19 protein-coding genes are annotated in these 26,659 nt (G+C 66.0%); 10 read left to right on the top strand and 9 right to left on the bottom strand.

Annotation, left to right across the window (positions count from 1 at the left end):
- Nucleotides 1-5 precede the first annotated feature (5 nt).
- Complete coding sequence (locus IM776_RS13480; RefSeq protein WP_194420590.1) at nucleotides 6-1,037, top strand: LacI family DNA-binding transcriptional regulator; 1,032 nt, start codon at nucleotides 6-8, stop codon at nucleotides 1,035-1,037.
- A complete protein-coding gene (locus IM776_RS13475) occupies nucleotides 1,034-2,140 on the top strand; it encodes a glycerate kinase (protein ID WP_194420589.1) in 1,107 nt (368 codons plus the stop codon). Before IM776_RS13480 ends, IM776_RS13475 begins: the two co-directional genes overlap by 4 nt.
- Nucleotides 2,141-2,149: 9 nt before the next feature.
- Here the strand turns inward: IM776_RS13475 and IM776_RS13470 are convergent, their stop codons facing one another.
- The 4 genes from IM776_RS13470 to IM776_RS13455 all read right to left on the bottom strand — a co-directional run bounded on the left by IM776_RS13470 (nucleotide 2,150) and on the right by IM776_RS13455 (nucleotide 8,865).
- Nucleotides 2,150-2,992: a carbohydrate ABC transporter permease gene (locus IM776_RS13470; RefSeq protein WP_194420588.1), complete on the bottom strand. Its 843-nt coding sequence runs from the start codon at nucleotides 2,990-2,992 to the stop codon at nucleotides 2,150-2,152.
- Nucleotides 2,989-3,972, bottom strand: coding sequence for a carbohydrate ABC transporter permease (locus IM776_RS13465; RefSeq protein ID WP_228479768.1), 984 nt, complete (start codon nucleotides 3,970-3,972; stop codon nucleotides 2,989-2,991). The genes IM776_RS13470 and IM776_RS13465 overlap by 4 nt, the downstream gene beginning before the upstream one ends.
- A 2-nt stretch (nucleotides 3,973-3,974) precedes the next feature.
- Complete coding sequence (locus IM776_RS13460; RefSeq protein ID WP_194420587.1) at nucleotides 3,975-5,261, bottom strand: ABC transporter substrate-binding protein; 1,287 nt, start codon at nucleotides 5,259-5,261, stop codon at nucleotides 3,975-3,977.
- A gap of 196 nt (nucleotides 5,262-5,457) precedes the next feature.
- Nucleotides 5,458-8,865: a right-handed parallel beta-helix repeat-containing protein gene (locus IM776_RS13455; protein ID WP_194420586.1), complete on the bottom strand. Its 3,408-nt coding sequence runs from the start codon at nucleotides 8,863-8,865 to the stop codon at nucleotides 5,458-5,460.
- 219 nt (nucleotides 8,866-9,084) lie between these two features.
- On the opposite strand from IM776_RS13455, the gene IM776_RS13450 reads away from it, so the two are divergent.
- From IM776_RS13450 to IM776_RS13440, 3 genes are read left to right on the top strand one after another with little or no spacing between them, the layout of a single operon-like run.
- Nucleotides 9,085-10,041 (top strand): hydroxyacid dehydrogenase, encoded by a 957-nt coding sequence (locus IM776_RS13450; protein ID WP_228479767.1) that lies wholly within the window; start codon nucleotides 9,085-9,087, stop codon nucleotides 10,039-10,041.
- Nucleotides 10,038-10,757 carry a ThuA domain-containing protein gene (locus tag IM776_RS13445; RefSeq protein ID WP_194420585.1) on the top strand — a complete coding sequence of 240 codons (720 nt, stop codon included), beginning with the start codon at nucleotides 10,038-10,040 and terminating at the stop codon, nucleotides 10,755-10,757. Before IM776_RS13450 ends, IM776_RS13445 begins: the two co-directional genes overlap by 4 nt.
- The gene (locus IM776_RS13440) at nucleotides 10,754-12,214 is read left to right on the top strand and encodes a hypothetical protein (protein WP_194420584.1); all 1,461 of its coding nucleotides are present in this window, start codon (nucleotides 10,754-10,756) and stop codon (nucleotides 12,212-12,214) included. The genes IM776_RS13445 and IM776_RS13440 overlap by 4 nt, the downstream gene beginning before the upstream one ends.
- Before the next feature lie 18 nt (nucleotides 12,215-12,232).
- Here IM776_RS13440 and pgm read toward each other — a convergent pair whose 3' ends face one another.
- A complete protein-coding gene (gene pgm, locus IM776_RS13435; RefSeq protein ID WP_194420583.1) occupies nucleotides 12,233-13,876 on the bottom strand; it encodes a phosphoglucomutase (alpha-D-glucose-1,6-bisphosphate-dependent) in 1,644 nt (547 codons plus the stop codon).
- A gap of 39 nt (nucleotides 13,877-13,915) precedes the next feature.
- On the opposite strand from pgm, the gene pheA reads away from it, so the two are divergent.
- Nucleotides 13,916-14,902, top strand: coding sequence for a prephenate dehydratase (pheA, locus tag IM776_RS13430; RefSeq protein ID WP_194420582.1), 987 nt, complete (start codon nucleotides 13,916-13,918; stop codon nucleotides 14,900-14,902).
- Nucleotides 14,903-15,098: 196 nt separating this feature from the next.
- Here pheA and IM776_RS13425 read toward each other — a convergent pair whose 3' ends face one another.
- A complete protein-coding gene (locus IM776_RS13425; RefSeq protein WP_194420581.1) occupies nucleotides 15,099-15,308 on the bottom strand; it encodes a methyltransferase in 210 nt (69 codons plus the stop codon).
- Nucleotides 15,309-15,468: 160 nt separating this feature from the next.
- Nucleotides 15,469-16,515 carry an LLM class flavin-dependent oxidoreductase gene (locus IM776_RS13420; protein WP_194420580.1) on the bottom strand — a complete coding sequence of 349 codons (1,047 nt, stop codon included), beginning with the start codon at nucleotides 16,513-16,515 and terminating at the stop codon, nucleotides 15,469-15,471.
- A gap of 66 nt (nucleotides 16,516-16,581) precedes the next feature.
- On the opposite strand from IM776_RS13420, the gene IM776_RS13415 reads away from it, so the two are divergent.
- Nucleotides 16,582-18,294 carry a cation:proton antiporter gene (locus IM776_RS13415; protein ID WP_194420579.1) on the top strand — a complete coding sequence of 571 codons (1,713 nt, stop codon included), beginning with the start codon at nucleotides 16,582-16,584 and terminating at the stop codon, nucleotides 18,292-18,294.
- Between the two features lie 75 nt (nucleotides 18,295-18,369).
- Here the strand turns inward: IM776_RS13415 and IM776_RS13410 are convergent, their stop codons facing one another.
- A complete protein-coding gene (locus IM776_RS13410; RefSeq protein ID WP_194420578.1) occupies nucleotides 18,370-18,672 on the bottom strand; it encodes a putative quinol monooxygenase in 303 nt (100 codons plus the stop codon).
- Nucleotides 18,673-18,722: 50 nt separating this feature from the next.
- Entirely contained in the window at nucleotides 18,723-18,995 is a 273-nt protein-coding gene (locus IM776_RS13405; protein ID WP_194420577.1) for a helix-turn-helix domain-containing protein, read from the bottom strand.
- 96 nt (nucleotides 18,996-19,091) lie between these two features.
- On the opposite strand from IM776_RS13405, the gene IM776_RS13400 reads away from it, so the two are divergent.
- The 3 genes from IM776_RS13400 to IM776_RS13390 are packed head-to-tail and all read left to right on the top strand — an operon-like array spanning nucleotide 19,092 to nucleotide 26,526.
- Nucleotides 19,092-21,125, top strand: coding sequence for a site-specific DNA-methyltransferase (locus IM776_RS13400; protein ID WP_194420576.1), 2,034 nt, complete (start codon nucleotides 19,092-19,094; stop codon nucleotides 21,123-21,125).
- Nucleotides 21,122-23,734: a DEAD/DEAH box helicase gene (locus tag IM776_RS13395; protein WP_194420575.1), complete on the top strand. Its 2,613-nt coding sequence runs from the start codon at nucleotides 21,122-21,124 to the stop codon at nucleotides 23,732-23,734. The genes IM776_RS13400 and IM776_RS13395 overlap by 4 nt, the downstream gene beginning before the upstream one ends.
- The gene (locus tag IM776_RS13390; protein WP_194420574.1) at nucleotides 23,731-26,526 is read left to right on the top strand and encodes an ATP-dependent helicase; all 2,796 of its coding nucleotides are present in this window, start codon (nucleotides 23,731-23,733) and stop codon (nucleotides 26,524-26,526) included. The genes IM776_RS13395 and IM776_RS13390 overlap by 4 nt, the downstream gene beginning before the upstream one ends.
- Nucleotides 26,527-26,659: the final 133 nt, after the last annotated feature.

The following is a 26,659-nucleotide window of genomic DNA, read 5'->3' as shown; positions in this document are numbered from 1 at the left end:
GATCCATGACATCTCAGCCGACCAGAGCGGGTCTGGGGTCGGCGCCGACTCTTCAGGACGTCGCACGCGAAGCCGGGGTGTCCCTCGCGACCGCATCACGTGTGCTGAACGGCTCCACCCGCAAGGTCGCCGGGTCCTTCCGGGAGCGGGTCGAGGGAGCGGCGGAGAAGCTCGGGTACACCGCGAATGCCTCGGCCCAGGCCACCGCCCGTGGAACTTCGGCCGTGATCGCCCTGCTCGTCGCCGACATCGCCGACCCCTACTTCGGGCTGATCGCCTCAGGCGTCGCCCGCGGGGCCGATGAGCGCGGCTTGATCGTCACGATCGCGGTCACCGAGCGTGACCCGTCGCGGGAGCGCGAGATCGTGCGGACGCTGCGCGGTCAGCGCCCGCGTGGGCTGATCCTCGCCGCGTCGCGCGGCGGTGAGGAGGGCGCCACGGCGGAAGACCTGCGCGCGTTCGAGGCACTCGGCGGACGCGTGGTCACCTTCGGAAGCAACATCGCAGGCGAACGCACCGTCCGCATCGACAACGCGCACGGCGCGCGGATGCTCGGAGAGCGGATGGCTGCTCTCGGCTATCGCTCGGCGATCGCCCTCGCCGCAGCCGAGGGCGTCCTCACCTCGGACGATCGCGTCGCCGGATTCACAGCCGGGTTCACAGCCACGGGCGGAGTCGTCGAGCGCATCGAACGGGGAGACTTCCAGCGTGAGTCGGGCTACGAGTCCATGGCACGTGCGCTGCGCGCTGGTGTGGCCCCTGGCACGCTCATCTTCGGCATCAGCGATGTCATCGCGATCGGCGCGATGTCCGCGGTCAGGGATGCGGGGCGTGAGATCGGCGAGGACATCGCGGTCTGCGGCTTCGACGATGTGCCATCGAGCGTAGACGTCACGCCCCGGCTCACGACCGTCCGGGTGCCGCTGAGCGACGTCGGCTATCAGGCGTTCCGGGCGACGGTCGACGATGACTGGTCCGCCGAACCGCTGTTGCTGCAGGTCATCGTCCGGGAGTCGACGCCTGGACGCGTGGCATGAAGGTCGTCATCGCACCGGACAGCTTCAAGGGGTCGATCACCGCAGCTGACGCGGCGACGGCGCTCGCGAAGGGATGGGCCTCGGTCGATCCGTTCGCCGAGATCGTGCTGCGCCCGATGGCAGACGGCGGCGAGGGGACGGTGGCGGCATTCGCGGCGGCCGTCCCCGGCGCCGAGCTCATCCCGGTGACCGTCGACGGCCCGGCCGGCCGGCCGGTGGCGGCGCAGTGGCTGCTGCTGCCGCCCTCCGACACAGACGCCGGCGGAACCGCGGTGATCGACCTGGCCTCCACCTCCGGCATCGAGTTGATGGACGAACTCCGCCCCTGGGATGCCGATTCGACAGGATTCGGTCAGGCGATCGCGGCGGCCCTCGATCAGGGGGCGTCGCGGCTCGTGCTCGGAATCGGATCGAGCGCCTCCACCGACGGAGGGCTCGGGATGCTCACGGTCCTCGGAGCGCGGTTCTTCGATGCGGCGGGCAAGCCCGTGGTGCGGGGAGCGCGCGGCCTGACCGAAGTCGCCGAGGTCGACCTGTCCGCGCTGCGCCCGGCGCCGGAGACTCTCGTGTTGACCGACGTCACGAATCCGCTCGTCGGACCGCGGGGGGCGGCCGCCGTCTTCGGTCCCCAGAAAGGCCTGACCGAGCCCCAGGACATCCTGGCGGTCGACGGCGCTCTCGCTAGATGGGGCCGGCTTCTCGGCCTGGACCCGACGCATCCGGGTTCGGGTGCGGCAGGCGGCGTCGGCGGGGCTCTGATCGCGTGGGGAGGCGTGCTCGCACCGGGCGCGGGAGAGGTCGCGCAGTTGATCGGTCTCGCCGACGCAATCGCGACATCCGACATCGTCGTGACGGGCGAGGGCTCGTACGACGGCCAATCCAGCGAAGGCAAGGTGCCATCCCACGTCGCCGGCCTCGCTGCTGCCGCGGGAACCGGGGCCATGCTCGTCGCCGGCAGGATCACCGAGGATGCCGACGCCTCCGCGTTTGCGGCATCCGTCTCGCTCACCGACATCGCCGGGTCGTCCGCCGCAGCGCTCGCCGAGCCTGCCCGCCACTTGCGCGCCGCCGGAGTGTCGCTGGCGCGCGAGCAGACTCGCTGAGCGCCCTCTTCAGCCCTTGATGGCGCCGGCGGCGAGACCGCCGAGAATGAACCGCTGCATCACGACGAAGATCACGAGGATCGGCGCAACCGCCAGCAGCAGCGTCGGGAAGACGATCTCGTAGTTCGTGGCGTACGACGAGACTGCCGCGTACACGCCCGTTGTGATCGTCTTGGCCTGTGACCCCGGGCCCAGGATGAGCTGCGGGCTCACGAAGTCGTTCCACGCGCTGAGCGAGTTGAGGATGAACGCGGTGGCGACGATCGGCTTCATCAGCGGCGCGATGATCGTCCAGATCACACGCAGCCGGCCGGCGCCGTCGATCGCCGCGGCCTCGTCGAGCGTGCGCGGCAGCATCCGGATGTATCCGCTGAAGATGAACAGCGTGAACGGGATCATCGATGCCGACATGAACAGCACGAGCCCGGGGATGGTGCCCATCAGCCCCAGTGCTTTGAGCACGAAGATCGCGGGCACGAGGATGATCTGGGACGGGATGAACATCCCGGCGACGAAGAACATCAGCAGGAATCCGAACAGGATGCCGGGCGTGCGGGCGATCACGTAGGCGGCGGGAATCGAGAACCCGATCGCGACGAGGTTGCACGCCACCACCAGCAGGATCGTGAACGCATACCCTTCGATCACCGGGAACTGCGTGGAGTTCCATGCCGCGGCGAGGAACTCCGTCGTCGCGGTCGCCGGATCGAGTCCGAGGGGATCGAGCAGGATCTCCTGCTGCGGTTTGAACGCGTTGACGACCATGATGTACATCGGCACGAGCATGGCCAGCGACAGGATCGACAGGAACACGATCCTGATGGTGTTGGAGATTCGGGCGCTGCGGTTCATCCGACGGCCTCCGCCCCTTCTTCCGCCTTGCGGCGCATCACGATGATCGAGAACGACAGGATGCCGGCGGCGATGATCAGCAGCACTGCCTGGGCGCAGGCGAGCCCGACGCGGTTGTTGGCGAACGAAACCGCCAGGATCTCGTAGGCCCACGTCTGCGTGGCGTCGCCCGGCCCTCCGTTGGTGAGGCCGAGCACGACGTCGTACACCTTCAGCAGCGACAGGATCGAGGTGATGATGGTGACGGTGACCGTCGGGGCGAGTGCGGGCCACGTCACATGACGGAAGACCTGCCTCCGGGTCGCACCGTCGATGCGCGCCGCCTCCTGCAGCTCGGTCGAGACCGCCTGCAGTCCCGAGATGTAGAGGATGAGCTGTACGCCGAACTGGGCCCAGACGATGACGCCGACGAGCGTCCACAGCGCCCATGTCGGGTCCGACAGGAACGGCAGCGACGATCCCGTCCACTGATCCATGAGCGCATTGATCGCGCCCTGCGGGCCGAGGATCGCCTGCCAGAGGAAGCCGACGATCAGAGCGGAGAGCACGTGCGGGTAGAACATCACGGCGCGGCCGAAGGTGTTGAATCGCGACCGCTTCTGCAGCAGAAGTGCGAGCCCGAGGGCCGCGAAGTTCACCAGGAACGACCCGACGATCGCGATGATCGCGGTGACGGCGATCGACGAGTGCATCTCGTTGGCGGGGTCCTGGAAGATCCGGCTGTAGTTGTCCAGCCCCACCCACTGCGGCGACTGCGTCGGGATGCCGTTGTATCGGGTGAAGGAGTAGTAGACGGCGAATCCGACCGGCACCACCATGAGCGTGACGTACACGATGAGTGCGGGAGCGGTGAGCGCGAGGTCGAGGAGCCTCGCCCTCCCGGAACGCCGACGGGATACGCGAGCAGAAGGGCGGGGAGCGGCCATACGCGGGGACGGCTGCACCTCACCCCTCGTGCTCGCGATGTCGACCTGCGTCATGGTCAGTTCAGCTTCTCCGCCTCGTACCAGGCGGTGAGGGAGTCAGCGATCTCGGATGACGCACGACCCTGCCAGAGACCCTGCACCAACTCGGTGAACTTCGCGTTGAAGCCGGAGACCGGAAGAGCCAGATCTCCGACGGTCTGGTTGCCGGGGACGACCAGCGACGGCGCTTCTTCGACGAGACCCTGGACGAGGGCGGAGTACTCGTCTGTGGACGTGTCCATGCCCGGGCGGCTGAGGCCGTCCATCTCGGCCTGCAGCTTGATCGCGTCCTCATCGGTCACGAGGTACTCGACCAGCGCGGTCGCCGAGGCGACGTTCGACGAGCCTGACCACACCATGTACGGGTAGGCGAGCGTAGCTCCCATGGGCCCCGGGTAGTCCGCCGCATTCTCGACCGGCGGGGAGAAGACACCGACCTCGAACGCGGGCGGGTTCGCCGCCAGCGTCGTGGTGAACCAGGAGCCCATCGGGTAGATGCCCGTGGTACCGGCGATGAAGTTCGCCTCCTGGGTGCCGGAGTCGGTCGCGACGTCGTCTGCGGTGGTGTAGCCCGCATCGACCCAGCCCTGGATGTGCTCGAACAGCGGCTCGAACTGCTCGCCGAGTGTGCTGTCGCCAGATGACACGGCCGCCTGCCACTCGGGTGTGGTGACGTTCTGCTGCGGATGCCAGATCTGCTGCGCCTGCACGCCGGTGGCCCACTCGGATGCGAAGGCGATCGGGCGCTCGACACCGGCATCGGCGAGTGCCGCGAGAGCGTCGTCGAACTCGTCCCACGTCTGCGGGGTCTCGGTGATCCCCGCCTGGGCGAACAGGTCCTTGTTGTAATAGAGCACCGACTGCGCCTGGGTGCCCACGCCGACGACGTTGATGCTGCCGTCGGTGGAGTAGGTGTCCGCCATCGGCGTCTCGGCCGCCCAGTCGTATTCCGTGAGGTCGAGTACCTCGGGTGCGGTGTCTGCGGTGGGAAAGATCGATTGGATGACATCGGGCGCGGTTCCTGCGGCGAGCAGTGCGGGGAACGTCTCGGCGACCGACTGTCCGGTGGGACCCTCGATCTTGACGTCGACCCCGGTCTCGTCCTCGAAGGGCGCGACCAGCTCGTCCCAGCGCTCCTGGGTGAGGTTGTCGGTGATGTTGACGAGCATTCTGATCTCGCCGCCGACCTCGCCATCGTTCGCGGGCGGGGTCGAGCCGCCCGGGGCGCATGCCGTCAGCGCGAGAAGGGGGGCGGCAGTCGCCGCGGCGATCCAGAATCCACGTCGATCAGAAGTTCCAGACATCTTCGTCTCCTTGTGTTCAAACCCCGTGTTCACACCCCACGGGCAGCGGGTACTCAAGTCATCATACATACGACATCTGTTCTTGGATAGCGCTTTCCCAACTTTTCTGAGCATGCCGTTCTCTCTCGCTCGGAAACGACAGAGCGGGTCGATGCGCGCCAGCGCACCGACCCGCTCTCCAGTCCGAACTGCGGCGTCAGCGCACGCGCACCGACAGCTCCGCGCTCTCGATCGACCCGGCCGCGTTCGTGAACGTCATGACGTATACGTGCGCGCCGGTCGTTCGCTCCGTCAGGGGTACCTCCACCTTCTGGGCGGCGGGCGAGCGGTCCTCGAGCTCGCCCGCCGCGACCCGGACGCCATCCTCGGACAGAGCCCATGACGTCGCGTTGGTGCCCCACCACATGTCTGCGGTGACCGTGTATGCGCCGTCGCGATCGTGGTTGTCGTGCGAGAGCGCGGGCGCGGCGGGCGCAGCCGCGTCCACCGTCACCGTGTGCGGCTCGCACGGGGTGGCCCCGGTGACGTTCACGAGTTCGCATGTATAGCGGTACTCGCCGTCCGCCCTGCCCGTGATCGGCACCTCTATCTTCTGCGCCTTCGGGGTGCTGTCGGTGAGCGCCACCTCCGCGACCAACGCCTCGTTCTCGAAGAGCCTCAGCGATGTGCCGTTCTGGCCCCACCAGAGATTCGCCGTGACCGTGTACGAACTGCCGCGGATGCCGTCGTTGTCGTTGTCGTCGCTGAGAACGGCTTTGCCCGGCTCCGGCGGCAGCAGTTCCTCGACAGCGGATGCCAGCGCCCCCGTCGCGTCGTCGATCTCCGCCTGCCCGGCATCAGTGCGATCCCCGATGGCGATCGCGTCGGCCAGTGCGCTCTTGAGTGCGGATGCGTCGTCAGCGGGTTCACTCGCCAGCAGATCCTCTGCCCGTTCGACCTGCGCCCACAGCTCTGCGGAGTCGCCGCGGTCGGGGCGGCCGACGCCGTCGAGTGCGACGTGCGCGTTCCATGTCTCGATCCACTCCGCGCCGAAGGCGCTCGCGACTTCGCCGGTCGTCGAGAACTTCAGCGTTTCCAGGTCGAGTCCAGCGGCATCCGTCGATGCGGGCTTGACCAGGTTCGTGTTGACCTTGTCGCTCCAGGTGGACAGCGAGTACTCGGCATCCGGATCGGCGAACCCGACGGTGCTGCCGCTGTACTCGCCGCCGCCGATGATCACCGAGCGATCGAGCTGGATGCGCGCCGGCACATACAGCGAGTTCGGGTTCTCCCACACGCTCTCGCGGTCGCAGCCATTGGTTGCATCCGTCGCGTAGTCGTCCGAGGTGCACGCCTCGCCGGTCTCGATGACGCGAGGGACGTACCATTCCTCGATCTCGGGGAACACGATCGGCGCTCCATCGGAGTACTCGTGGTCACCGCTGGTGTAGTGCTCCTTCCACAGCGCGACGTTCTCCGGGGTGGCGCTGTACTTCTCTCCCTCGCGCACGTCGAGGAATGCGTTGAACCTGCTCTGCACGACCCACGCGTTCGAAACGGGCAGGCTGTTCTCGCCCTTGCTCGCGTACTGCTGGTCGTGGCCTGTGCGGCCCACTTCGATGAACACGTTGTCGTTCGCAGTGTTGCTGTGTCCGGACTGGAAGAACACCCCCGAATGCGCGTCCTTGACCACGTTGTGGTGGAAGCGCATCCCAGAGACGCCGTCGTCCATGTAGAAAGCGTCATTGCTGCCGCCGATGCCGTCGAAGAGGTTGTACGCGATCTCGTTGCCGAGGTAGGTGTAGTCGCGTCCCGTGTAGACGACTCCCTGATCACCGGCGTTGGTGACGAGATCGTGGAACGAGTTGTGGTTCACCGTCATGTCGTTGCCCATGATCTGGACAGCCATGTGCGGTGCGTCGTAGACCTCGTTGTACTCGAAGGAGTTGCCCACCCCGTACAGGTAGCCGGCCGGCGTGTAGGTGGCGAGCTTGGAGAAGCGCGCGATCTCGTTGTGATGGGCGACGTTGTTCCCTCGTTCGAGCGTGCTGCGCTCCCCGCCGCCCAGCAGCACACCGCCGCCGCCCAGATCGTGGAGGAAGGAGTTGCGCACGACGTTGCCGGTGCCGCCGCGCACGGTCTCATAATCCGGCATCGCGGTGATCGACTCGGTCGTCTCGCCGATGCGTATCGCGTCCATGCTGACGTTCGACACCTCGACGCCGTCGATGAGGGTGTCGTGGGCGTCGAGGAGTTGAATGCCGCTCACGAGTGACTCCGACATCCCGAGGTCGCGGATAGTGACGTTCGTCGTCCCCTCCAGGCGGAAGAAGTTCTTGTCGAACGCGGAGAGGGTGACGTTCTTGCCCTCGACCGTGCCGCCCTCTGGGAGGTAGTACAGCATGTCGTTTCCGTCGTGTCGGTCGACGTAGTACTCGCCGGCGACATCGAGCTCTGAGAGCACGTTCGACGCCTTGACCTTCGTGTATCCCTCTTGCGGGATGTACATCGAGGCGTACTTGGTGAAGAGCGTGTCCTCGCTCCACGACAGCATCCGGATCATGTCGATCGCATAGTTGTTGCCGATGTAGCCGGACAGCCAGCCCTCCGTCTCGTACCTGGTGTTGTCGATGTCTTCGATCCACTCCGGATCTGCCTGCACCGGGATATCGGAGTACTCCCCGAAGCCGCGTGTGCCCCAATCATGCACGACCGGAACTGCCTCCGGCGCCCAGCTCTGATACCGGTCACCCTCGAGCGCTCGTCCGCCGACCTGGAAGATCGACGGCGTCATCCTGCGCATCTCCTCCTGGCTCCACGTGTCGCGCGATTGTCCCTCGGGAAGCTGCTGCTTCTTGTCCTCGAATTGCGCACGGGGGGTCGTGCCGCTGGTCTGCCAGTCGTCCTGTGGTGCAAAGCGCTCGTCGAGGTCGACCTGGGTGAGGTCATGCGGGCCGTCCGCGCCCCACTTGCTGCCCGTTCCCCAGAGGTGGCAGGCGGTCTCGGATGTGGAACAGTCGTCTCCGTTCGGATACTCGGCCAGCGTCTGGATCGATCCGTCGACCGCGAGCTCGGGTGCGAACGGCTGGGGGAGCCAGTTGAAGCCGTTCTTGTACAGCGTGCCCGGGTCGATTCCCGCGGCGCCGAGGTCGTAGACCCAGACGCCCTCGCGGGCGTCGGCGGGAAGTCGGGAGCTCGACGAGAGCGTCGGCGCCGAGAGGTCGGCGTCGGCGAGGCGCTGCCAGCCGTCAGCGGGAAGCTCGTGCGCGCCGGTGATGTCGACGTCCTCGCCCCGGTAGGCGGAGTAGGTCACCCAGGAGTTGTCGGCTCCGGTCAGCGCGATCGTGTCGTCGAGCACGTACGTGCCTCCGCGTACCCAGACCGTGCCCGGCGCCTCGGCGCTCGTGCGGCCCGCGAGGACATCACGGGCCGCGGCGATCGTGGCGAGCGGTGCGTCAAGGCTGCCGTCGTTGGCGTCGTCCCCGTCCTCCGCGACGTACACCGTGAGCTCGGAGCCCGAAGGGCGTTCGGCTGCCGCGGCTGTCGCGGCACCGAGGGCACCGACCGCCAGGACCACTGTCGTCGCCAACGCCAACCTGCTGCGCAGTTGCGTGCGTCTCCTCATTGAGATCTCCTTGTCCGTCGTATTCTTCTCGAGCGTTGGAAAGCGCATTCCGAGTCGTACACATGCATCGTATGTAGGAGGATCTGGAGGCACAAGGTTACGAAAATTGGTATGATATGTTATGAATTCCACGATACGACCGAGCACCGACGCCGTCCTCTGAGACGTGCCCATGCCGTCGAGAGGGAGCCGATCATCCGCCCATCCGCCGTTGCCATGATGAGCCCCGCGTCCCTCGTCGACCAGTTGTTCTCTCCGGAGATGCTCGACGAGCTCCGCACCCTCGTCTCCATCGACACAACGGCGGTGATCACCACGTTCGATGACGGTGCACGCAGAGCGCTGAGGGAAGCGGAGGTCGTGATCGCCGGTTGGGGCGCGCCTCGCATCCGGCCATCGGATGCTCCGAACGTGCGCGCACTGGTCTACCTCGGCGGGATTGCGTCAACCTGTCTGGATGACATCGATGGGTGGGCTGCGCGAGGCCTCACCGCAGCCAATGCCCGCGCGATCAATGCGATCCCGGTGGCCGAGTACGCGCTGGCGATGATCCTTCTCGACGGAAAGAGCGCCTTCGACGCGGCCCGCCGCTTCCGCGCAGACCGCACGATGCCTGACCGTGAAGGCGGAATCGCCGCAGGCAATTACCGCAGGACTGTGGGCATCGTCGGACTCTCGCAGACGGCGCGCATCCTCATCGAGCGTCTTCGTCCGTTCGACTTCGATGTTCTCGTCTACAGCCCTGAGCTCACCCCGGCGCTCGCCGCTGAGACGGGGGTCCGGAGGGCGTCGTTGGACGAGGTGTTCGCCGCGGCCGACATCGTCTCGCTCCACCAGCCGCTGATCCCCGCGACGCGGCGGCAGATCGACCGGCGCCTGCTGTCGCTCCTTCGCGACGGGACGACGCTACTGAACACTGCCAGAGGTGGCGTCGTAGACCAGGACGCCCTCGTCGACGAACTGCGCACCGGGCGTATCAGGGCGATCCTCGACGTCACCGATCCCGAGCCGCTGCCGCCCGGGCACGAGCTCTGGTCGCTGCCGAATGTCGTGCTCACACCGCACATCGCCGGATCCCTCGGGGAGGAGCTGCATCGGATGGGGCAGAACGCCGTGGAGGAGATCGGCCGCTTCGTGGCGGGGGCGCCGTTCCGGTACCAGGAGATGATCGTATGAGCCACGTTCGCACGCACGAACGGAACCTGGTGCGCACTGCGCTCGTCGTCCGCGGAGGCTGGGACGGACACGATCCTGTCGGCGCCACCGAACGGTTCATTCCCGCACTGCGCGATGCGGGGTTCCGTGTCGAGATCGCCGACGATCTCGCGGTCTACGACGAGGCCGCGCGGGTGGCATCATTCGATCTCGTGATGCACTGCTGGTCGGGCGGCATCCTGACCGCCGACCAGGAGTCGAACATCGTCGCCGCGGTCCGAAGCGGCACCGGCTTCGCCGGCTGGCACGGCGGAATCATCGGAACCAACGTCTCGAATCCGGCCTATCTGCGGATGGTCGGCGGGCGGTTCCTGTATCACCCCGAGGGCTTCCAGGAGTACACCGTCACCATCGATCCCGCACCGACCACCGACGGCGAGATCACCGAAGGGCTCGCCGACTTCAAGGTCTGCACCGAGCAGTACTGGGTACTCTCCGACAGCCACAGCACGGTGCTTGCACGCTCGGTGTTCGACGCGACCGCCGATTCGGAGTGGCAGGAGCCCGTCAGCATGCCGGTGACCTGGACAAGGCGCTGGGGCGCCGGGCGCGTGTTCGTCTGCACGCTCGGCCATCGGGTGGCCGACTTCGACGTGCCCGAGACCGCCACCATGATCCGCCGCGGGCTGCTCTGGGCCGCCCGCGACCGTTCACGAGAGAAGGATTCATCCCGATGACCGGTTCGAACAGAGAAGCCCCGGATGTCGCATCGCTCGCCCGCTGGATGCGTACGTGGGTGGGCGAACAGGGTCAGATCCGCGGATTCCACAACCACAGCGTGTGGGGCACGAACCCCGCCACCTTCCTCGACTTCACCAGCGGTCACCAGGCGTTCTCTGCCCCGGCCACTGCGGCCTTCGGCGAGGCGCTCGGCCGTCGATTCGACGAGCGCGGGCTGGACCTGTGGCGCAGGATGGTGTTGTTCCAGGCGCGCACCGTCCAGGCCGACGGGCAGTACGCGCACATCGGCTTCCAGGTCGGCGAATCGGCGACATCCGGTCTCATCCACAACATGGTCGGCAGCATCGGGATGCTGGAGGGAATGCGGCACGCAGGGGAATACCTGAGCGAGGCCGAGCGTGCAGAGATCTTCGACGCCGTACGAGAGAACCTGCGCGCGTGCGAGGTGTACGGTGGCGGGCGCCCGACTCCCGGGGGCACGTGCAACCAGGAGTACGCGCGGGTGTGGGTGAAACTGCTCTACACCGAGCTCTCCGGCGATGATCGGTACGACGTCGAGATCGCGGACGATCTCGATGACCTCATCCGGCTGTGCTCAGTGCGCGGAGTGCCCGATGGCGACAGCGTCGGCACCTTCCGCGTCGCGTTGGACCGTGAACGCGGCGGCATCCTCGAGCCCGCTGAGTACTACGGGTTGATGGTGGTCCCGCTGGTGCTCGCCGCCCGGCGCTACAAGCGAGGCGACCTGCTCGAGGAGGCGCGCGGTATCTGCCGCCACGTGGCGCGCTCCGCGTGGACGGATGACCGCGATCTCACCCGATACCACCGCTACTGGTACGTCGACGGCGACGTGCGGCGCCTTTCCACCACGCCGATGCTGATCGCCGGGATGGGACTGACCATGAGAGGCATCGATGAGGTCCTAGCCGAGGGAGACGACCCCGAACTCGCGGAGTTCCGCCGTCGCTGTCTCCAGACGTACGCGTCGTATCAAACCCCTGCCGGATACTTCGCCTCGGCGACCGGTTGGCACAATGAGGCCGATGTCGCGCCGAGCACCGCATGGCACGCGCACGACCTGCTGGCGCTCGTGCACGGCAGCGAACTCGGCGATGACTTCTGGGACCGGGTCTTCGCTGACGACGACCGGCAGTCGGCGCTGCTCTCCGACCGGGCCTATTGGGTGGAGGACGGCGTGCACTGGTGCATCCTGAGTCCGCTCACCGCCGGCGACCTCAGCATCTATGGGCGCAAGGACCGTGACACCTTCGGGCGGTCGTTCTTCAGCTGGACCGACAAGGAGCCCCTTCCCGACGATCTGGTCTTCCCCGACGCGCCGGTGTTCTTCGCCGCGGATGAGGGTCTGTACCGCGTCGACGAGCCACGTCGCCCGATCGACATCACGACGCTGGGGCCGCTGCCGTATGCGGGTGCGGTCGGATCGTCGAACTGACGACGCTCCGGCGCTCGTTCAGCCCTCCAGCGCCGCCGACACCACGGCGCGCGCCTCGTCCTGCACTTCGGCGAGGTGCTCGGGACCCTTCAGGCTCTCGGCGTACAGCTTGTAGACGTCCTCGGTGCCGGACGGACGCGCGGCGAACCATGCGTGCTCGGTCTGCACCTTCAGACCGCCGATCGCGGCGCCGTTGCCGGGCGCGTGCGACAGCTTGACGGTGATTTCCTCGCCGGCGAGGGTCGTGGCGGTGACGGCACCCGGCGTGAGCTTGCCGAGAGTCGCCTTCTGCTCGGGAGTCGCGGGCGCATCGACGCGCTGGTACGCGGAGGCCCCGAACGCGTTCTCGAGTTCGGCGTAGCGCTCCGAAGGCGACTTGCCCGTCACGGCGATGATCTCGGCGGCGAGCAGGCACAGCAGGATGCCGTCCTTGTCGGTCGTCCACGCGCTGCCGTCGCGGCGCAGGAACGACGCGCCAGCAGACTCCTCGCCGCCGAACGCCACCGAACCGTCGAGCAGTCCGGGCACGAACCACTTGAACCCGACCGGCACTTCCAGCAGGCGCCGTCCCAGCGACTCGGCGACCCGGTCGATGATCATCGACGAGACGAGGGTCTTGCCGATCGCGGCATCCCGCGGCCAGTCCGCGCGGTGCGAGAACAGGTAGTCGATCGCCACAGCCAGGTAGTGGTTGGGGTTCATGAGGCCGGCATCCGGCGTCACGATGCCGTGCCGGTCGGCGTCGGCGTCGTTTCCGGTGAGCACATCGAAATCACCGCGACGGGCGACGAGGGATGCCATCGCGGACGGCGACGACGGATCCATCCGGATCTTCTCATCCCAGTCCAGCGTCATGAAGCGCCAGGTCGGGTCGACCTCGGGGTTCACGACGGTGAGCTCAAGGCCGTGCATCTCCTTGATGAGTGCCCAGTAGTCGACGGACGCCCCTCCGAGGGGGTCGGCGCCGATGCGGACGCCGGCTCTCTTGATGGCATCCACGTCGATGATCGACGGCAGATCGCGCACGTACGCGTCGCGGAAGTCGTAGCTCGGCAGCGCGTCCCAGTCGATGTCGGCGAAGCTCTGGGCCTTCACGCCCGCCATGCCGCCCTCGATGAGCTCGTTGGCGCGGGCGGCGATCCAGCCGGTGGCGTCAGTGTCGGCCGGGCCGCCGTGCGGCGGGTTGTACTTGAAGCCGCCGTCGCGGGGCGGGTTGTGCGAGGGGGTCACGACGATGCCGTCGGCGCGGCCCGCGGCATCCGGGGCGAGGTTCCGATTGTGGGCGAGGATGGCGTGGCTGAGCGCCGGTGTCGGCACGTACGAGTCGCGGGAGTCGACGCGGAGGTCGACGCCGTTCGCGATGAGCACCTCGATCGCGCTGCGCTCGGCAGGCAGGGAGAGGGCGTGAGTGTCGCGGCCGAGGAAGAGGGGACCGGTGATCCCCTGCGAACGGCGGTAGTCGACGATCGCCTGCGTGGTCGCGAGGATGTGGTTCTCGTTGAAGCTGCCCGTCAGTGACGAGCCGCGGTGGCCGCTCGTTCCGAACACGACGCGCTGGGCCGGGTCGGACGGATCCGGATGCCGGTCGTAGTACGCGGCGATGAGGGCGTCGACGTCGATGAGGTCAGTTTCCTCCGCGGGGAGGCCGGCACGGCTGGTCATGTGAACAGTCTGCCCCGATCTCGCCGCACGCGCACGCGGATGACGCACGCGCGCCTCTCCGCGCGCGGGGCTAAGGTGAAACGCGTGACTGAACGGCGCACCTACAGCTATCTGGGCCCTGCGGGCACTTTCACCGAAGCGGCATTGGATCAGGTCGCTGAGGCCCGCGGCCAGGACTGGCGCCCCGTCCACAACGTCGGGGAGGCGCTCGCCGACGTCCTCGAGGGGCGCAGCCACGCTGCCATGATCGCGATCGAGAACTCCATCGAGGGCGGCGTCTCGACGACGCAGGATGCTCTGGCCACCCTCCCCGGTCTCCGGATCATCGGCGAGTACCTGGTGCGCGTGAACTTCGTGCTCGTCGCACCGCAGGGCACGAAGCTCGAGGATGTCTCGGTGATCGCCGCGCATCCCGTCGCGTACGCGCAGTGCCACGGCTGGCTGGGGGAGCACCTGCCGAACCACTCCCATGTCCCTGCCGCGAGCAACGTGGCATCCGCGATCGGCGTGCTCGACGGCTCCTCGCCCGCGCAGGCGGCCATCGCGCCGCCGAACATTGTGCAGCACTACGACGTCGATGTGCTGGCATCCGAGATCGGCGACAACACCTCCGCCGTCACGCGTTTCGTGCTCGTCACCGGGACGACCACGCCGCCCGATCCGACCGGCGCCGACAAGACGTCGCTGATCGTCGAGCTGCCGCACGACCACCCCGGTGCTCTGCTCGACATGCTCGAGCAGTTCTCGACGCGCGGCATCAACCTGTCGCTGATCGAGTCGCGTCCGATCGGCGATGCGCTGGGCCGCTACCGGTTCGTGATCGACGCGGACGGCCACGTGCACGACGAGCGGATGGCCGACGCGCTGCTCGGCATCCGCCGGTTCAGCCCGCGCGTGGTGTTCCTCGGGTCGTACCCGCGCGCCGACCGCCGGATCGTGCAGTACCCGGACCGCTACGCCGACGATGTCTTCGTCGAGGCGCGCGACTGGCTGCGCGCGCTGATCAGCGGCGAGCCGGAGGCCTGAAGCGGATGCCGCGGACGGAGGCGACGTTTCGACTCGCCTCCGGCTCGCGGGGCGCCTTTCGTCTCGCTGCGCTCGCTCAACGACCCGCGGGTGCACGTTCGACGCGGATGACCGCAGTCACCGGTCGTTGAGCGGAGTCGCGCAGCGACGAAGACGAGACGGGCTGAGCGAGCGAAGCGAGTCGAAGCCGCGGCCGTCAGTGTTCCTGATATCTGGGCCAGGAGCTGCCAGGGCGCATGTGCGAGTACAGCGCGCCCTTGGCTACTTCGAGACTCGGGTAGCGCCCGGTCTCGGCATCCGCTCCGACCATGACGACGACGTAATCGTCCTCTTCATGCCGGATGCTGCCGACGACCCCGTTCGTGCCGTGCGCGACCCAGAGGCCGCGTGTCCGTGTGGTGCTCATGACCGAACTCCTTCCGACACTGCCGACCGTACCCGCGCGCGGGCGATCCGGCTAGTCCCCGCCGCGTCGGGCCGGAGACGCTGGATGCTGTTCGTCGGTTGTGAGCGCCGCATGACCGACGAAAAGCATCCCGCATGCGAGCGAGGGCGACGCGGGGCGCTCACAGAGCGGCGGCGACGAGCTCCAGGGTCTGGGCGCGGCCGGTCGCGGCATCCATCGATTCGGACTCGTACGCGCCGGCCACGGGGGACAGCATGACCTCGTCGACGCCGAACTTCGCCGCGAACTCGCGCAGCTCCGTCGCGACGGACGATCCGGTGCCGACGAACCAGCGTGAACGGGCGGCCTCGATGACCTGTTCGGTCGCGGGGTCCGTGGCGGCGGCGAGTGCCTCCTCGACCGTCTCGAGGGCGATGAGCGGCTTGTTCAGGCGCAGGCGGGCCATCATGCGCAGCTGTGGGAGCGCGCGGGCCTCCGCCTCCTCGGCGGTGGGAGAGGCGACGGCGTTCACGGTCAGGAACGTACGCGGTTCGGGGTGGGCTTCGCTCGGCTGGTAGCCGGTGCGGTACAGGTCGAGCGCGCGTTCGAGTCCCTGGCCGGAGAAGTGGTTGGCGAAGACGTAGGGCAGGCCCTGGGATGCCGCGAGCTGCGCCGAGTAGTCGCTCGAGCCGAGCAGCCACACCTCGGGAGTGCCGACCGCTGCCGGTGTCGAGTGGACGTTGTACTCGCCGCCGGAGGTGAAGCGGACGGTGGCGCCCTCGCCGCCCAGGAGCAGCGAGATGTCCTGCACGTGGCGGGGGAACTGCTCGACATCGCTCGTCGTGCCCGAGCCCCGCAGCAGCTGGGTGATGACCGGGTCGCTGCCTGGCGCGCGGCCGAGGCCGAGGTCGATGCGGCCCGGCGCGATCGCCTCGAGGGCGGCGAACTGCTCGGCGACGATGAGCGGCGCGTGGTTCGGGAGCATCACGCCGCCGGAGCCCAGGCGCATCGTCTCCGTGCGCGAGGCGGCCGCGGCGATGAGGACCGGGGGAGTGGTGGATGCCACGGCCGGCATGTTGTGGTGCTCGGCGAACCAGTAGCGGCGGTAGCCGAGGCGATCGGCGATCTCGGCGAGCGACAGGGAGGAGGCGATGGCCTCGGCGCTGGTCTGGCCGGTGCGCACCGGAACGAGGTCGAGCACGGACAGGGCGGGGGCTGCAGCAGTCATCGTCCGGTGCAACTGCTCACGAGTTGCGGGCATTCCCCATGACAGCGCGCCGTTAGTCTTTTTCGCATGGACGCCACCTTCTTCTATGTGCTCGTCGGTGCTGTGGTCGTGGCGGCCATCGCACGATGGCGGGGGTGGCCGGCACCCTTGCTGGTCACGGTCGTGGCGCTCGCGGCATCCTTCCTGCCGTTCGTCCCCGAGATCGAGATCGACGGGCATCTGCTGCTGAATCTGGTGCTTCCGCCGCTGCTGTACTCGGCGGCGCTGGATGTGTCGTTCGTCGGGTTCAAGCGCAGCCTGCCGCAGATCCGCAGACTCGGGATCTGGCTGGTGCTGATCACGACCGCCGTGGTCGGACTCGTGGCGTGGCTGATCATGCCGGCGCTCACGCTGCCTGGCGCACTGCTGCTGGGCGCGATCGTGGCGCCGCCGGATGCGGTGTCCGCAGCCGCGATCGGCCGGAGGCTCGGGCTGCCGAGACGCGTCATGACGGTGCTGTCGGGGGAGAGCCTCATCAACGATGCGACCTCGCTGACGCTGTATCGGGTGTTCGCCGCGGTGATCGCGGGGGCGACGCTCACAGTGTGGGACGGCATCTGGCAGTTCGTCGTCGCGGTTGTCGTCGGGGTCGTGGTCGGGCTGGTGTTCGGCATCGTGCTGCACCAGCTGCGCATGCGGGTGGCCGATCCCGTGGTGATCGGGACGTTCGGGCTGCTCGTGCCGTTCGGGGCGTATGCGATCGCCGAGCACCTGGGCGGTTCGGGTGTGCTCGCGGTGGTCGCGATGGGGCTGTACGTCGGGTTCAACGCTCCGCGCACGGATTACACGACCAGGCAGCAGGAGGCGCCGCTGTGGCTGTCGGCCGACCTGCTGCTGGAGAGCTTCGTCTTCGCATACATCGGGCTGCAGTTCCCCCGGGTGCTGAGCGATCTGGGGTCGGAGTCGGTGGTGCACATCCTGGGGCTGTCGGGGGCGGTGCTGCTCGCGGTGCTGGTGGTGCGGCCGCTCTACATCTATCCCGCGCACGCCTGGGCGCGGTGGCGGGAGCGGAGCCGGTTGCGGCGGTGGGAGCGGATGGTCGCGTCGGGGAGGTTCGCGTCTCCTGCGCGCGGCCCGGGGCGCCGTCCGCTCACCGAAGAGCAGATGCGGAGGCGTCTGACCGAACCGGCGCTGGACTGGAAGGACAACGCTGTCATCTCGTGGGCGGGGATGCGCGGTGTGGTGACGCTGGCGACGGCGCTCGCCGCTTCTGATCTGGCGGCGCTCGATGTGAAGTCCGCGCACGCGATCGTCGTGGTGGCGTTCATCGTTACGGTTGCAACCCTGCTGCTGCAGGGGCTGACGCTGCCCGTTCTGATCCGCCGGTTGGGGGTCGCCGGTGATTCGGATCGCGATTCGGATGCTGCGGCGATGGCCGCCGTGCGAGCTCGGAGTCGCGAGGCCGGGAAGACGTTCCTGGCGGAGCAGCGCGAGGCGTGGGCGGCGAAGTACGGCGAGGCCGAGATGAAAGCGTTCGACCTGTTCGCGACGAGGATGACGCGGGTCGAGACGGACACCGATCGTGCTCAGGAGGTCGAGGATTCGATGCCTCGCCCCTCCTATGACGACCTGGTGGAGCTGTCGAAGGGCTGGCTGCACGTGCGGCGCGAGGTGCTGCTCGCGGAGCGTGACGCCGACAACCTCGACGAGGAGCTGATGCGCGAGCTCATGACCGCGATCGATGCGGAGGAGCTCGCGCTGGACACGCGGGGTGCGACGCGGCCGCAGTCGCGGGCGTAGCCACCGGCTTAGTCGCGGGCTTAGTCGCCGGCTGCCGGCCCGGTCATCGACCGACTCGGACGAGGGGTGGCGTCCTCAGTCGCGAAGTGGTGACCCTGCCACGGTGAAGCGGAACCCGCCGAACTGTCCGTTCAAGAGAGGCCTGGCCTCGGCGATGGCAGCCATGACATCGGGCTGACTCAGGGAGTCCTGGTGCGCTCCGGCGCTCTCCCAGAGCTCGACGACGAAGACCACGTTCGGCTCGTCATCGTCTATGCCCACCTCGTAGAGGGTGCAGCCGAGGTCGCGAAGCCGTTCATTGCGCTGCGTGAGCAGCGAGACGAGCTCATCGCGTTTTCCAGGGACGGCGCCCAGGGTGCCGGCGTTGACGTACGTCATGGCATCAGCGTACCGACGTCCGCGCGCCCGTCTCGAGATCGCAGGTTCGCCTATCCCGCGCGCCGCTTCGGCGCGGCGGCCTCGCCGAACATCTCTGAGGTGAGTCCGTCGAGCAGTTCTCCCGGCTCGGTCTTCAGTGCCTCGGCGATGCGCACGAGCGTCTGAACGCTCAGCATCGCGCGCCCTGATTCGTAGCTGCGGATGTTCGACGAATCGATCCGCGTGAGTGAGGCGAGATCGTCCTGCGTCAACCCGAAGTGCTTGCGCTTGGCGACGATCTTGGCCCCGATGTGCTCGGCTGCGGCGGACGGGATTCGGGGCACCCATCAAGCGTCAGCAATGTCTGTGACTTGTGCCAGGGTTAACAAACCCGGGTACAAGTACCTTCCCGGGGTTGAGGAACCCTGGGGAGGGCTGCGGTGGCGTACATCCATGAGCTGATCAAACAGGTACGCGCAACGAACGCTGAGCTCGGCGATCGTCTTGCGCGTGAGGTGAATCAGCTGGCGCAACGGCGAGCGTTCGGACTCAACTTTGAACGGCACACCCCTGAAGCAGTGGAGCTGCCGGGGCGGCGTCCTCGTGTCGGAGACAAAGTTCACATACTGCCGCCGCGGGGCGAAACGCCTAAGGGCGGTGAAGATCAGTTGTGGACGGTCACGAGTCTCAGCGGCGACTCGGATGCCCGAACCGCCGATCTTGAGGCCCGCGGAACGGGCGACAAGATGGATGCAACGACGGTAGACGTTGCTGATCTCGTGGTGGTCGCGGAGTTCCGCGACCCCATCTACCCAGGGCTCGTTTCGACGGGGAGGATCGAGCGCGGCGGAGGCAAGCCTTTTCACTCGGTGATCAACGCCGAGAACTATCACGCGCTACAGGCGCTGCTGTACACACATCGCGGCAGGATTGATGCAATCTACATCGACCCGCCGTACAACACCGGCAACGATGGGTGGATTTACAACGACAAGTATGTGTCGAGCGACGACATGTATCGGCATTCGAAGTGGCTGGCATTCATGGAGCGACGGCTACTGCTTGCCAAAGAGCTGCTTGCACCCACCGGAGTGATCATCGTTGCGATCGGTGATGAGGAGCATCATCGGTTGCGGATGCTGATGGACCAGGTGTTCAGCGCGCAGAACTTCCTGTCAGACGTGGTATGGCAAGGAGGCGCGAAGAGCTATACGCGCTACGTGTCGAACGGAGCAGACTACATGCTCGTCTACGCCAAGGATGAGCCGGCCTTAGTGCAGGCCGAAGTTCAGTGGCGTGAAAAGAAACCAGGATTGGATGAAGCGCTTGCAATGGCTGCTGGGATTTGGGCGCATGCGGTTGAGTCTGCTGACGCGCAGCGTCAATGGCGTGCGTGGCTCAAGTCTTTGGGAAAGGGCAAAGGATTCGACGCCATCGCCCGATACTCATCCCTTGACGAGAATGGTCGACCCATTCGAACTGATGGCAGCATGGTGGCGCCGGAACCTCGACCCAATCGCTCCAGAAGACCGCTGACTCATCCGATTACACAGCGCCCGACTGCTGTGCCTGCGAACGGTTGGCGGTACAGCAACGATGAGATGGATCGGCGTGTGGCCGCTGGACGAGTGTACTTCGGGGACGATGAAAGTCGCATTCCCAGCGAGATTTACCGTCTTGAGGAGATGGACACTCGTGTCGCTGAGTCCGTCTTTTCGCAGGACCGGAATCGCGCCTCGGGTCAACTGGCAAAGGTGTTCGGAGATCGTCGCTTTCCGAACCCTAAAGATGTCGACGTACTGGCTCGCTGGCTGAGGCTTATTGCGCCTGACGACGCCGTGATACTTGACTTCTTCGGGGGCTCTGGCTCCACGGCAGAAGCCGTGATGCGACTAAACAATGCTGACGGTGGCACTCGCAACTGCATCCTCGTCACCAACAATGAACTTGCGGCGAAGGACTCGAAGCGGTTGATCAAGGAGGGGTTGCGGCCTGGGGATGACGGTTGGCGTCGGAGCGGCGTCTTCGAACATGTCACGAGGCCGCGGCTTTCCACGGTCGCTTCTGGGCTGCGGGACGACGGCACCATCTACTCCGAAGGGCTCGACCAGAACGTCGAGTTCTTCACGCTCACCTACGAGGCGTCCATGCGTGTGCAGTCGCACCGCGAGTTCGAGAAGATTTCGTCGCTGCTCTGGCTGAGGGCTGGTTCGCGCGGACGCCGCATCGAGGAGTTGCCGAACGGATGGGACGTCGCCGAAACATATGGCGTGATCGACGACATGGACAAGACCGACGCTTTCGTCGAGGCGATGACCGCGGCATCCGATGCTTCGATCGCATTCATCGTCACCGATGAAGACCGCTTCTTCGAGGCGATCGCCGGGGCGTTGCCCGCAGAAGTCGAGGTTGTGCGCCTTTATGACTCCTACCTGCGCAACTTCGAGATCGACGCGATGCGGGGTGCGCGATGAGGTACAAGCTCAAGGACTATCAGCGTGACGCCGTCGTCCAGACACTCGACAACCTCCGTCGCGCTCGCACGCTGTATCAGCGCGACGGGATGGAGACGTCGTTCGCGCTGACTGCGACGACCGGCGCCGGCAAGACCGTCATGGCGGCGGCCGCCATCGAGGCGCTCTTCTACGGCGACTCCGAACTCGAGTTCCAACCCGACCCGGGCGCCGTCGTCATCTGGTTCTCCGACGATCCGAACCTTAACGAGCAGACGAAACGGCGACTGGTTCAGGCATCGGAGAAGCTGTCCTACGACCGACTCGTGACGATCAAGCCGCCGTTCGCACTCCCGACGCTCGAGCCGCAGCACGTCTACTTCCTCAACACCCAGCGACTGTCGAAGACATCGCTCCTCACAAGGGGAGCCGAGCAGACATACGAGGCGGATGCCCGCGGCGAGAGCATGGTGGCTCCGGACGACCTGGCGTGGAACATTTGGGAGACGCTTGAGAACACGATCGAGGACGAGGGCCTCACCGTCTACCTCGTCCTCGACGAGGCGCACCGAGGGTTCACCGGCAAAGCATCCAGAGACAAGCCGACGATCGTGCGGCGTCTCGTCAGCGGAGAGATGACAGGGCTTCCGATCCCCGTGGTGTGGGGAATCTCGGCGACGATCGACCGTTTCACCGACGCGATGAAGGACGCCGCGGTCGAAGGGCGGACGACGCTACCGCCGGTCACCGTGGATCCCGCCCGAGTACAGCAGTCCGGCCTCATCAAGGACGTCATCGCACTCGACATCCCCGCCGAAGCGGGCAACCTCGAGACGACACTAACGACCCGCGCCGCCCGAAAGCTCAGGGAGTCGGCGAAACGCTGGGGGCGTTATCTCGCCGAACAGAAGGCGCTCCCCGGCGAAACTTCTTCAGACAGGGTCGTTCCGCTACTCGTCCTGCAGATCCCGAACACCGAGAACGTGGATGACGTCGGCCTTTGGCTCGACACGATCCAGGCGGAGCTCGGCGAGCTCACCTCAACCGGAGTGCGCCACGTTCTCGGCGAACACAAGGCCCTTACTTTCGGGTCGTGGGAGATTGACTGGATCGAACCGCAGCGTGTGCAGGACGAGACTCAGGTGCGTGTGCTCATCGCCAAGGACGGCATTTCGACGGGGTGGGACTGCCCTCGCGCTGAAGTTCTCGTTTCGTTCCGTCCGGCGAAGGATCACACGCACATCACGCAGCTGCTCGGACGCATGGTGCGCACGCCGCTTGCGCGGCGCATCCCCGGCGAGGACCGCCTGAATTCGGTCGACTGCATCCTGCCGCACTTCGATCGCACCACGGCCGGCCACGTCGTCAAGTACCTCACCGGTGCCACGGAGTCGATGCCGACCACCGGACAGAAGGTTCTGTTCGATCCGCGTGAGCTCGTGCCGAACGCCGCGATCCCGGACGCGGTGTGGGACTGCTGGGATCAGCTGCCTCACATGGTGATCCCGCGCCGTGGTTCGCGAGCCGTCAAGCAGCTCGTCAGTCTCGCGCAGGCGCTCGCAGCAGACAACATCCGCGAAGGTGCTGTCGCGTCGGTGAAGAGACAGATGCACAACACTCTTGAATCATTGGCCGCTCGTTATGACGGCGATCTTCGCAATGCGGAGATCGAGGTGCTGACCGTACGAGGCATGACGATCTCGGGTCGGACCGCCAGTAAGAAGGTCAGCTACTCCGATTTCAACGAGCGAGCGGACGAGCGCGCGATACGCGTTGCATTCGAAGAGGCGAAGCGCGCGTTTGGTGCAGACATCGCGCAGTCGTACGTCGACTTCATCGCCGATCCGGAAGTCGACGACAGCGACGACGCCCTGCGGGGTGCCTTCGTGAAGGCGGCCGCTCTCGCGACCGTGCCGAATGTGCGGGAGAAGATCGATCAGGCGGCCAAGGAGATCGTGTCCGACTGGTTCGGCGAGCATCGGGTGGCACTCCGCGGCCTGGCAGACGAGCGACGCGATGCGTACGACGAGATCCGTGCTGAGGCAGTCGAGCCGCAGGTGACCCCGCTCGCGCGGCCGAAGTCCCGACTCGAGGACTTCGCCGAGATCGAGAACGACCAGGTCAAGTCGGCGGAGCTCATCGACAAGCACCTGATGGCCGATGAGGAGGGCCAGTTCCCTCTCTCTAGCCTGAACGGCTGGGAACGTCCGGTCGTTCGAAAGGAAGTCGAGCGGGTCGACTGCGTCGCGTGGTACCGCAATCCGTCGGTTACGCGCCCGGACTCCCTCGGAGTGCCTTACCGTGACGGCTCCGGAAACTGGCGCACGCTGCATCCGGACTTTCTGATCTTCACGCTCGTGAACGGTGAGATCCGTCCGTCGATCGTCGACCCGCACGGCACGCACCTCGATGACTCGATCGTCAAGCTGAGGGGGCTCGCGGCATTCGCAGAACAACACGGCCACGCCTTCCACCGGATCGACTCGATTGGTACGTCGGGGGCGTCCGGCTCGTCGGGCGAGCTGCGGGTGCTTGACATGCTCGATCCGGCGGTCCGCGAGGTCGTTCGTGAGACCAAGGGGAGCGCGAGCGACCTGTTCGGTTCAGAGTTCGGAGCGAAGTACGCATGAGCACGTTGACGTTCACGCCGTCGCAGGAGACGGCGATCACCGAGGTGACGAGCACGCTCCAATTGATCGCGTGCGCCGGGTCGGGAAAGACGCAGGTGCTCGCGCAGCGGATCGCGCACATCTTGGCGCAGCCCGGTGTGAGCCCCGCCAACGTGATCGCCTTCACATTCACAGAGAAGGCGGCCGCGGAACTGAAGGAGCGCGTGCATTCCGTCGTGAAGGCGGAGATCGGCGAGGTCGTCGGACTGGCCGAGATGTATATCGGCACGATGCACGGGTACTGTCTCGATCTGCTACAGACGTACGTGCCCGAGACGTTCAAGTACGGCGTGCTCACCGACATCACCCAGCAGCTGCTCATCGACCGGGAGAGCAAGAACTCTGGACTGACGACCTGCACCAAGCTCGTCCAAGGGACTGAGGCGCCCCTACGGCGCTTTGTCGATACGCGCACGTACAAATCGGCGCTTTCGATCCTGCAGGAGGACGAAGTCGACTTCTCCAAGGTGCGCGAAGCGGTGGCGTCGAGTCTTGCCTCGTACCGTGAGCTGCTCGTGAATCGGAAGTACTTCGACTACACGTCGATGATGGTTCAAGCCGTTGACTTCCTGCAGAAGGTGGAGACGACGGATGATCTGTCGTCGTCAGAACGCGTGCTGCGCGACCACGTCAGAGACGAGGTTCGATTCGTCATCGTCGATGAATACCAGGACGTGAACCCCATCCAGGAGCGACTGGTCGAACGACTCGTTCATTACGGCGCGAACCTGTGCGTCGTGGGTGACGACGACCAGACGATCTATCAGTGGCGCGGGTCGGAGGTCTCGAACATCATCTCGTTCGCGAACCGCTACGCGGACGTGCGGACGATCGAACTCGCTGACAACTTTCGCTCGACGAAGGGAGTCGTCGAGCTCGGCCGCAGCGTCGCCGAGCGGCTCAACTCCAGTGAACGCCTCGCGAAGAAGATGGTTCACGCTTCGCACCAGGAGTGGCAGCGCGGTGACATGCTCGCTCTACAGTTCGAGGATGTCGTCGAGGAGGCGACCTGGATCGCCGAGCGCATCGAGGATCTGCAAGGGATGCCGTTCGTCGACAAGCCCGGTGCAGAACCGCGCGGTCTCTCCTGGTCGGATTGCGCGGTGCTGTTCCGGTCGGTCAAGGACGCGGATGCTCTCGTCAACGAGTTCAAACGCCGAGGCATCCCCTTCCTGATCAAGGGACTCGCTCGGTTGTTCGACGCACCCGAAATCCAGGCATGCGTCGGACTGTTCCGCTACATGATGGACGACATCACAGCGGCAGACTTGCGCAACTTGTGGGACGCTGCCGATCTCGTGCCGGACGCCTTGCATTGGCAGCAGCTGATCGACGTGCTCGACGACGGGGCCGACTTCGAGAAGAGTGACCGGTGGGGAACATACAACATCCAGCGTCTGTACTTGGCCGCACTCAGCGCGCTGGGGCTTCGCGAGGAGACGGTCCCCGGTGATGCCCGTCGTCGAGAGCTTGTCATGTATCAACTTGGAAAGTTCTCCCAGGTGATCTCGGACTTCGAAGCGATCCACTTCGCATCATCGCCCGCGCGGAAGTACGAGTCGTTCCTCGGGTTCTTGACGTTTCAAGCGCCGGGCGTCTACGAGGAATCGGACGATGATGCCGGATATGTGCAGCCCGACGCGGTGGTGATATCCACGGTGCACCGGTCGAAAGGCTTGCAGTGGCCGGCGGTCTTCATCCCATTCCTTCGTCAGGGGCGATTTCCGATGCGGGGGATGGGTGGGACTCAGGTCATCCCGCACATCATCGCCGACGACGCCGTGGTCAACGGTGAGCGGTACAAGGGCGGCATGTCCGACGAAACGCGACTGTTCTACGTCGCGGTGACGCGGTCGCAGAAGTTCCTCTACGTCAGCTACGCACCTGGAGAGAAGCGTGGGCAGGGGAAGGCGTCGGACTTCTACTTGCATTGCACGGCGACGTCCTGGGTCTCGACCAGCGACGAGGGGTTGCCCAGCCTTCCGCGTCTCGAGCCGACTCCCAGGCTGGAGACGCCGAACATCGCGATATCGTTCTCGGAGCTCAAGTACCTGTTTGACTGCCCATACCAGTTCAAGCTCCGGTTCATGTACGGGTTCAACCCACCCATTCACGAGGCGCTCGGATTCGGGAAGGGACTCCACGACGCTCTTGCTGAGATGCACAAACGTGCGCTCGCGGGGGATCCGCCGAGTCGCGATGAGGCGGACGAGTTGGTCACGCGGCATCTGCACACCCCATACGCATATCCGGCGCTTCGGGAGCAGCTGCATCGTGCCGGTGTAAAAGCGATCGAGCGCTACTTCGATCGGCATGGCGATGACCTCACCCGCACGATTCACTCGGAGAAGCAGATCGGTGTGGATATCGCCCCTGGAGTTTCGGTCAACGGCAGGATTGATCTGATCAAATCTCTTGAGACGGACGAGACCGCGATCGTCGACTTCAAGTCGACGGCGCGGTCGCAGGACGAGGACGTCACTCGTGACCAACTGGCCATCTACGCACTCGGATACCAGGAGCTTTCGGGTGCTTCGGCCGACCGCATCCAGATCCTTAACCTCGATGATCAGGGCAAGAGCACCAACGATCCGGTCGATGCGGCGCTTATCGGAGACATCCGTGAGAAGGTGGCTGCCGTAGCTGGGGATATTCGGGCGAACCGCTTCACATGCGTGCATGATCATTCCGCGGACGGCGCGTACGACGATCTCCTGGCGCTGATGCCGCGAACGCGACTAGAGAATGGGTGACTCATGCAGGTAAAGCGACTCGAACAGCGGGCCTACCGAGTATGAGGGATTCGGCGAGCAGAACCTCTTCGACGTGGTAGCTGACGATGCAAGAGGGCAGCAGGCCGTACCAGAACTACTTGGGGATGGAGGC

The organism is Microbacterium abyssi (assembly GCF_015277895.1).
Lineage (GTDB): Bacteria > Actinomycetota > Actinomycetes > Actinomycetales > Microbacteriaceae > Microbacterium > Microbacterium abyssi.
This window is presented reverse-complemented; position numbering and strand designations above follow the sequence as displayed.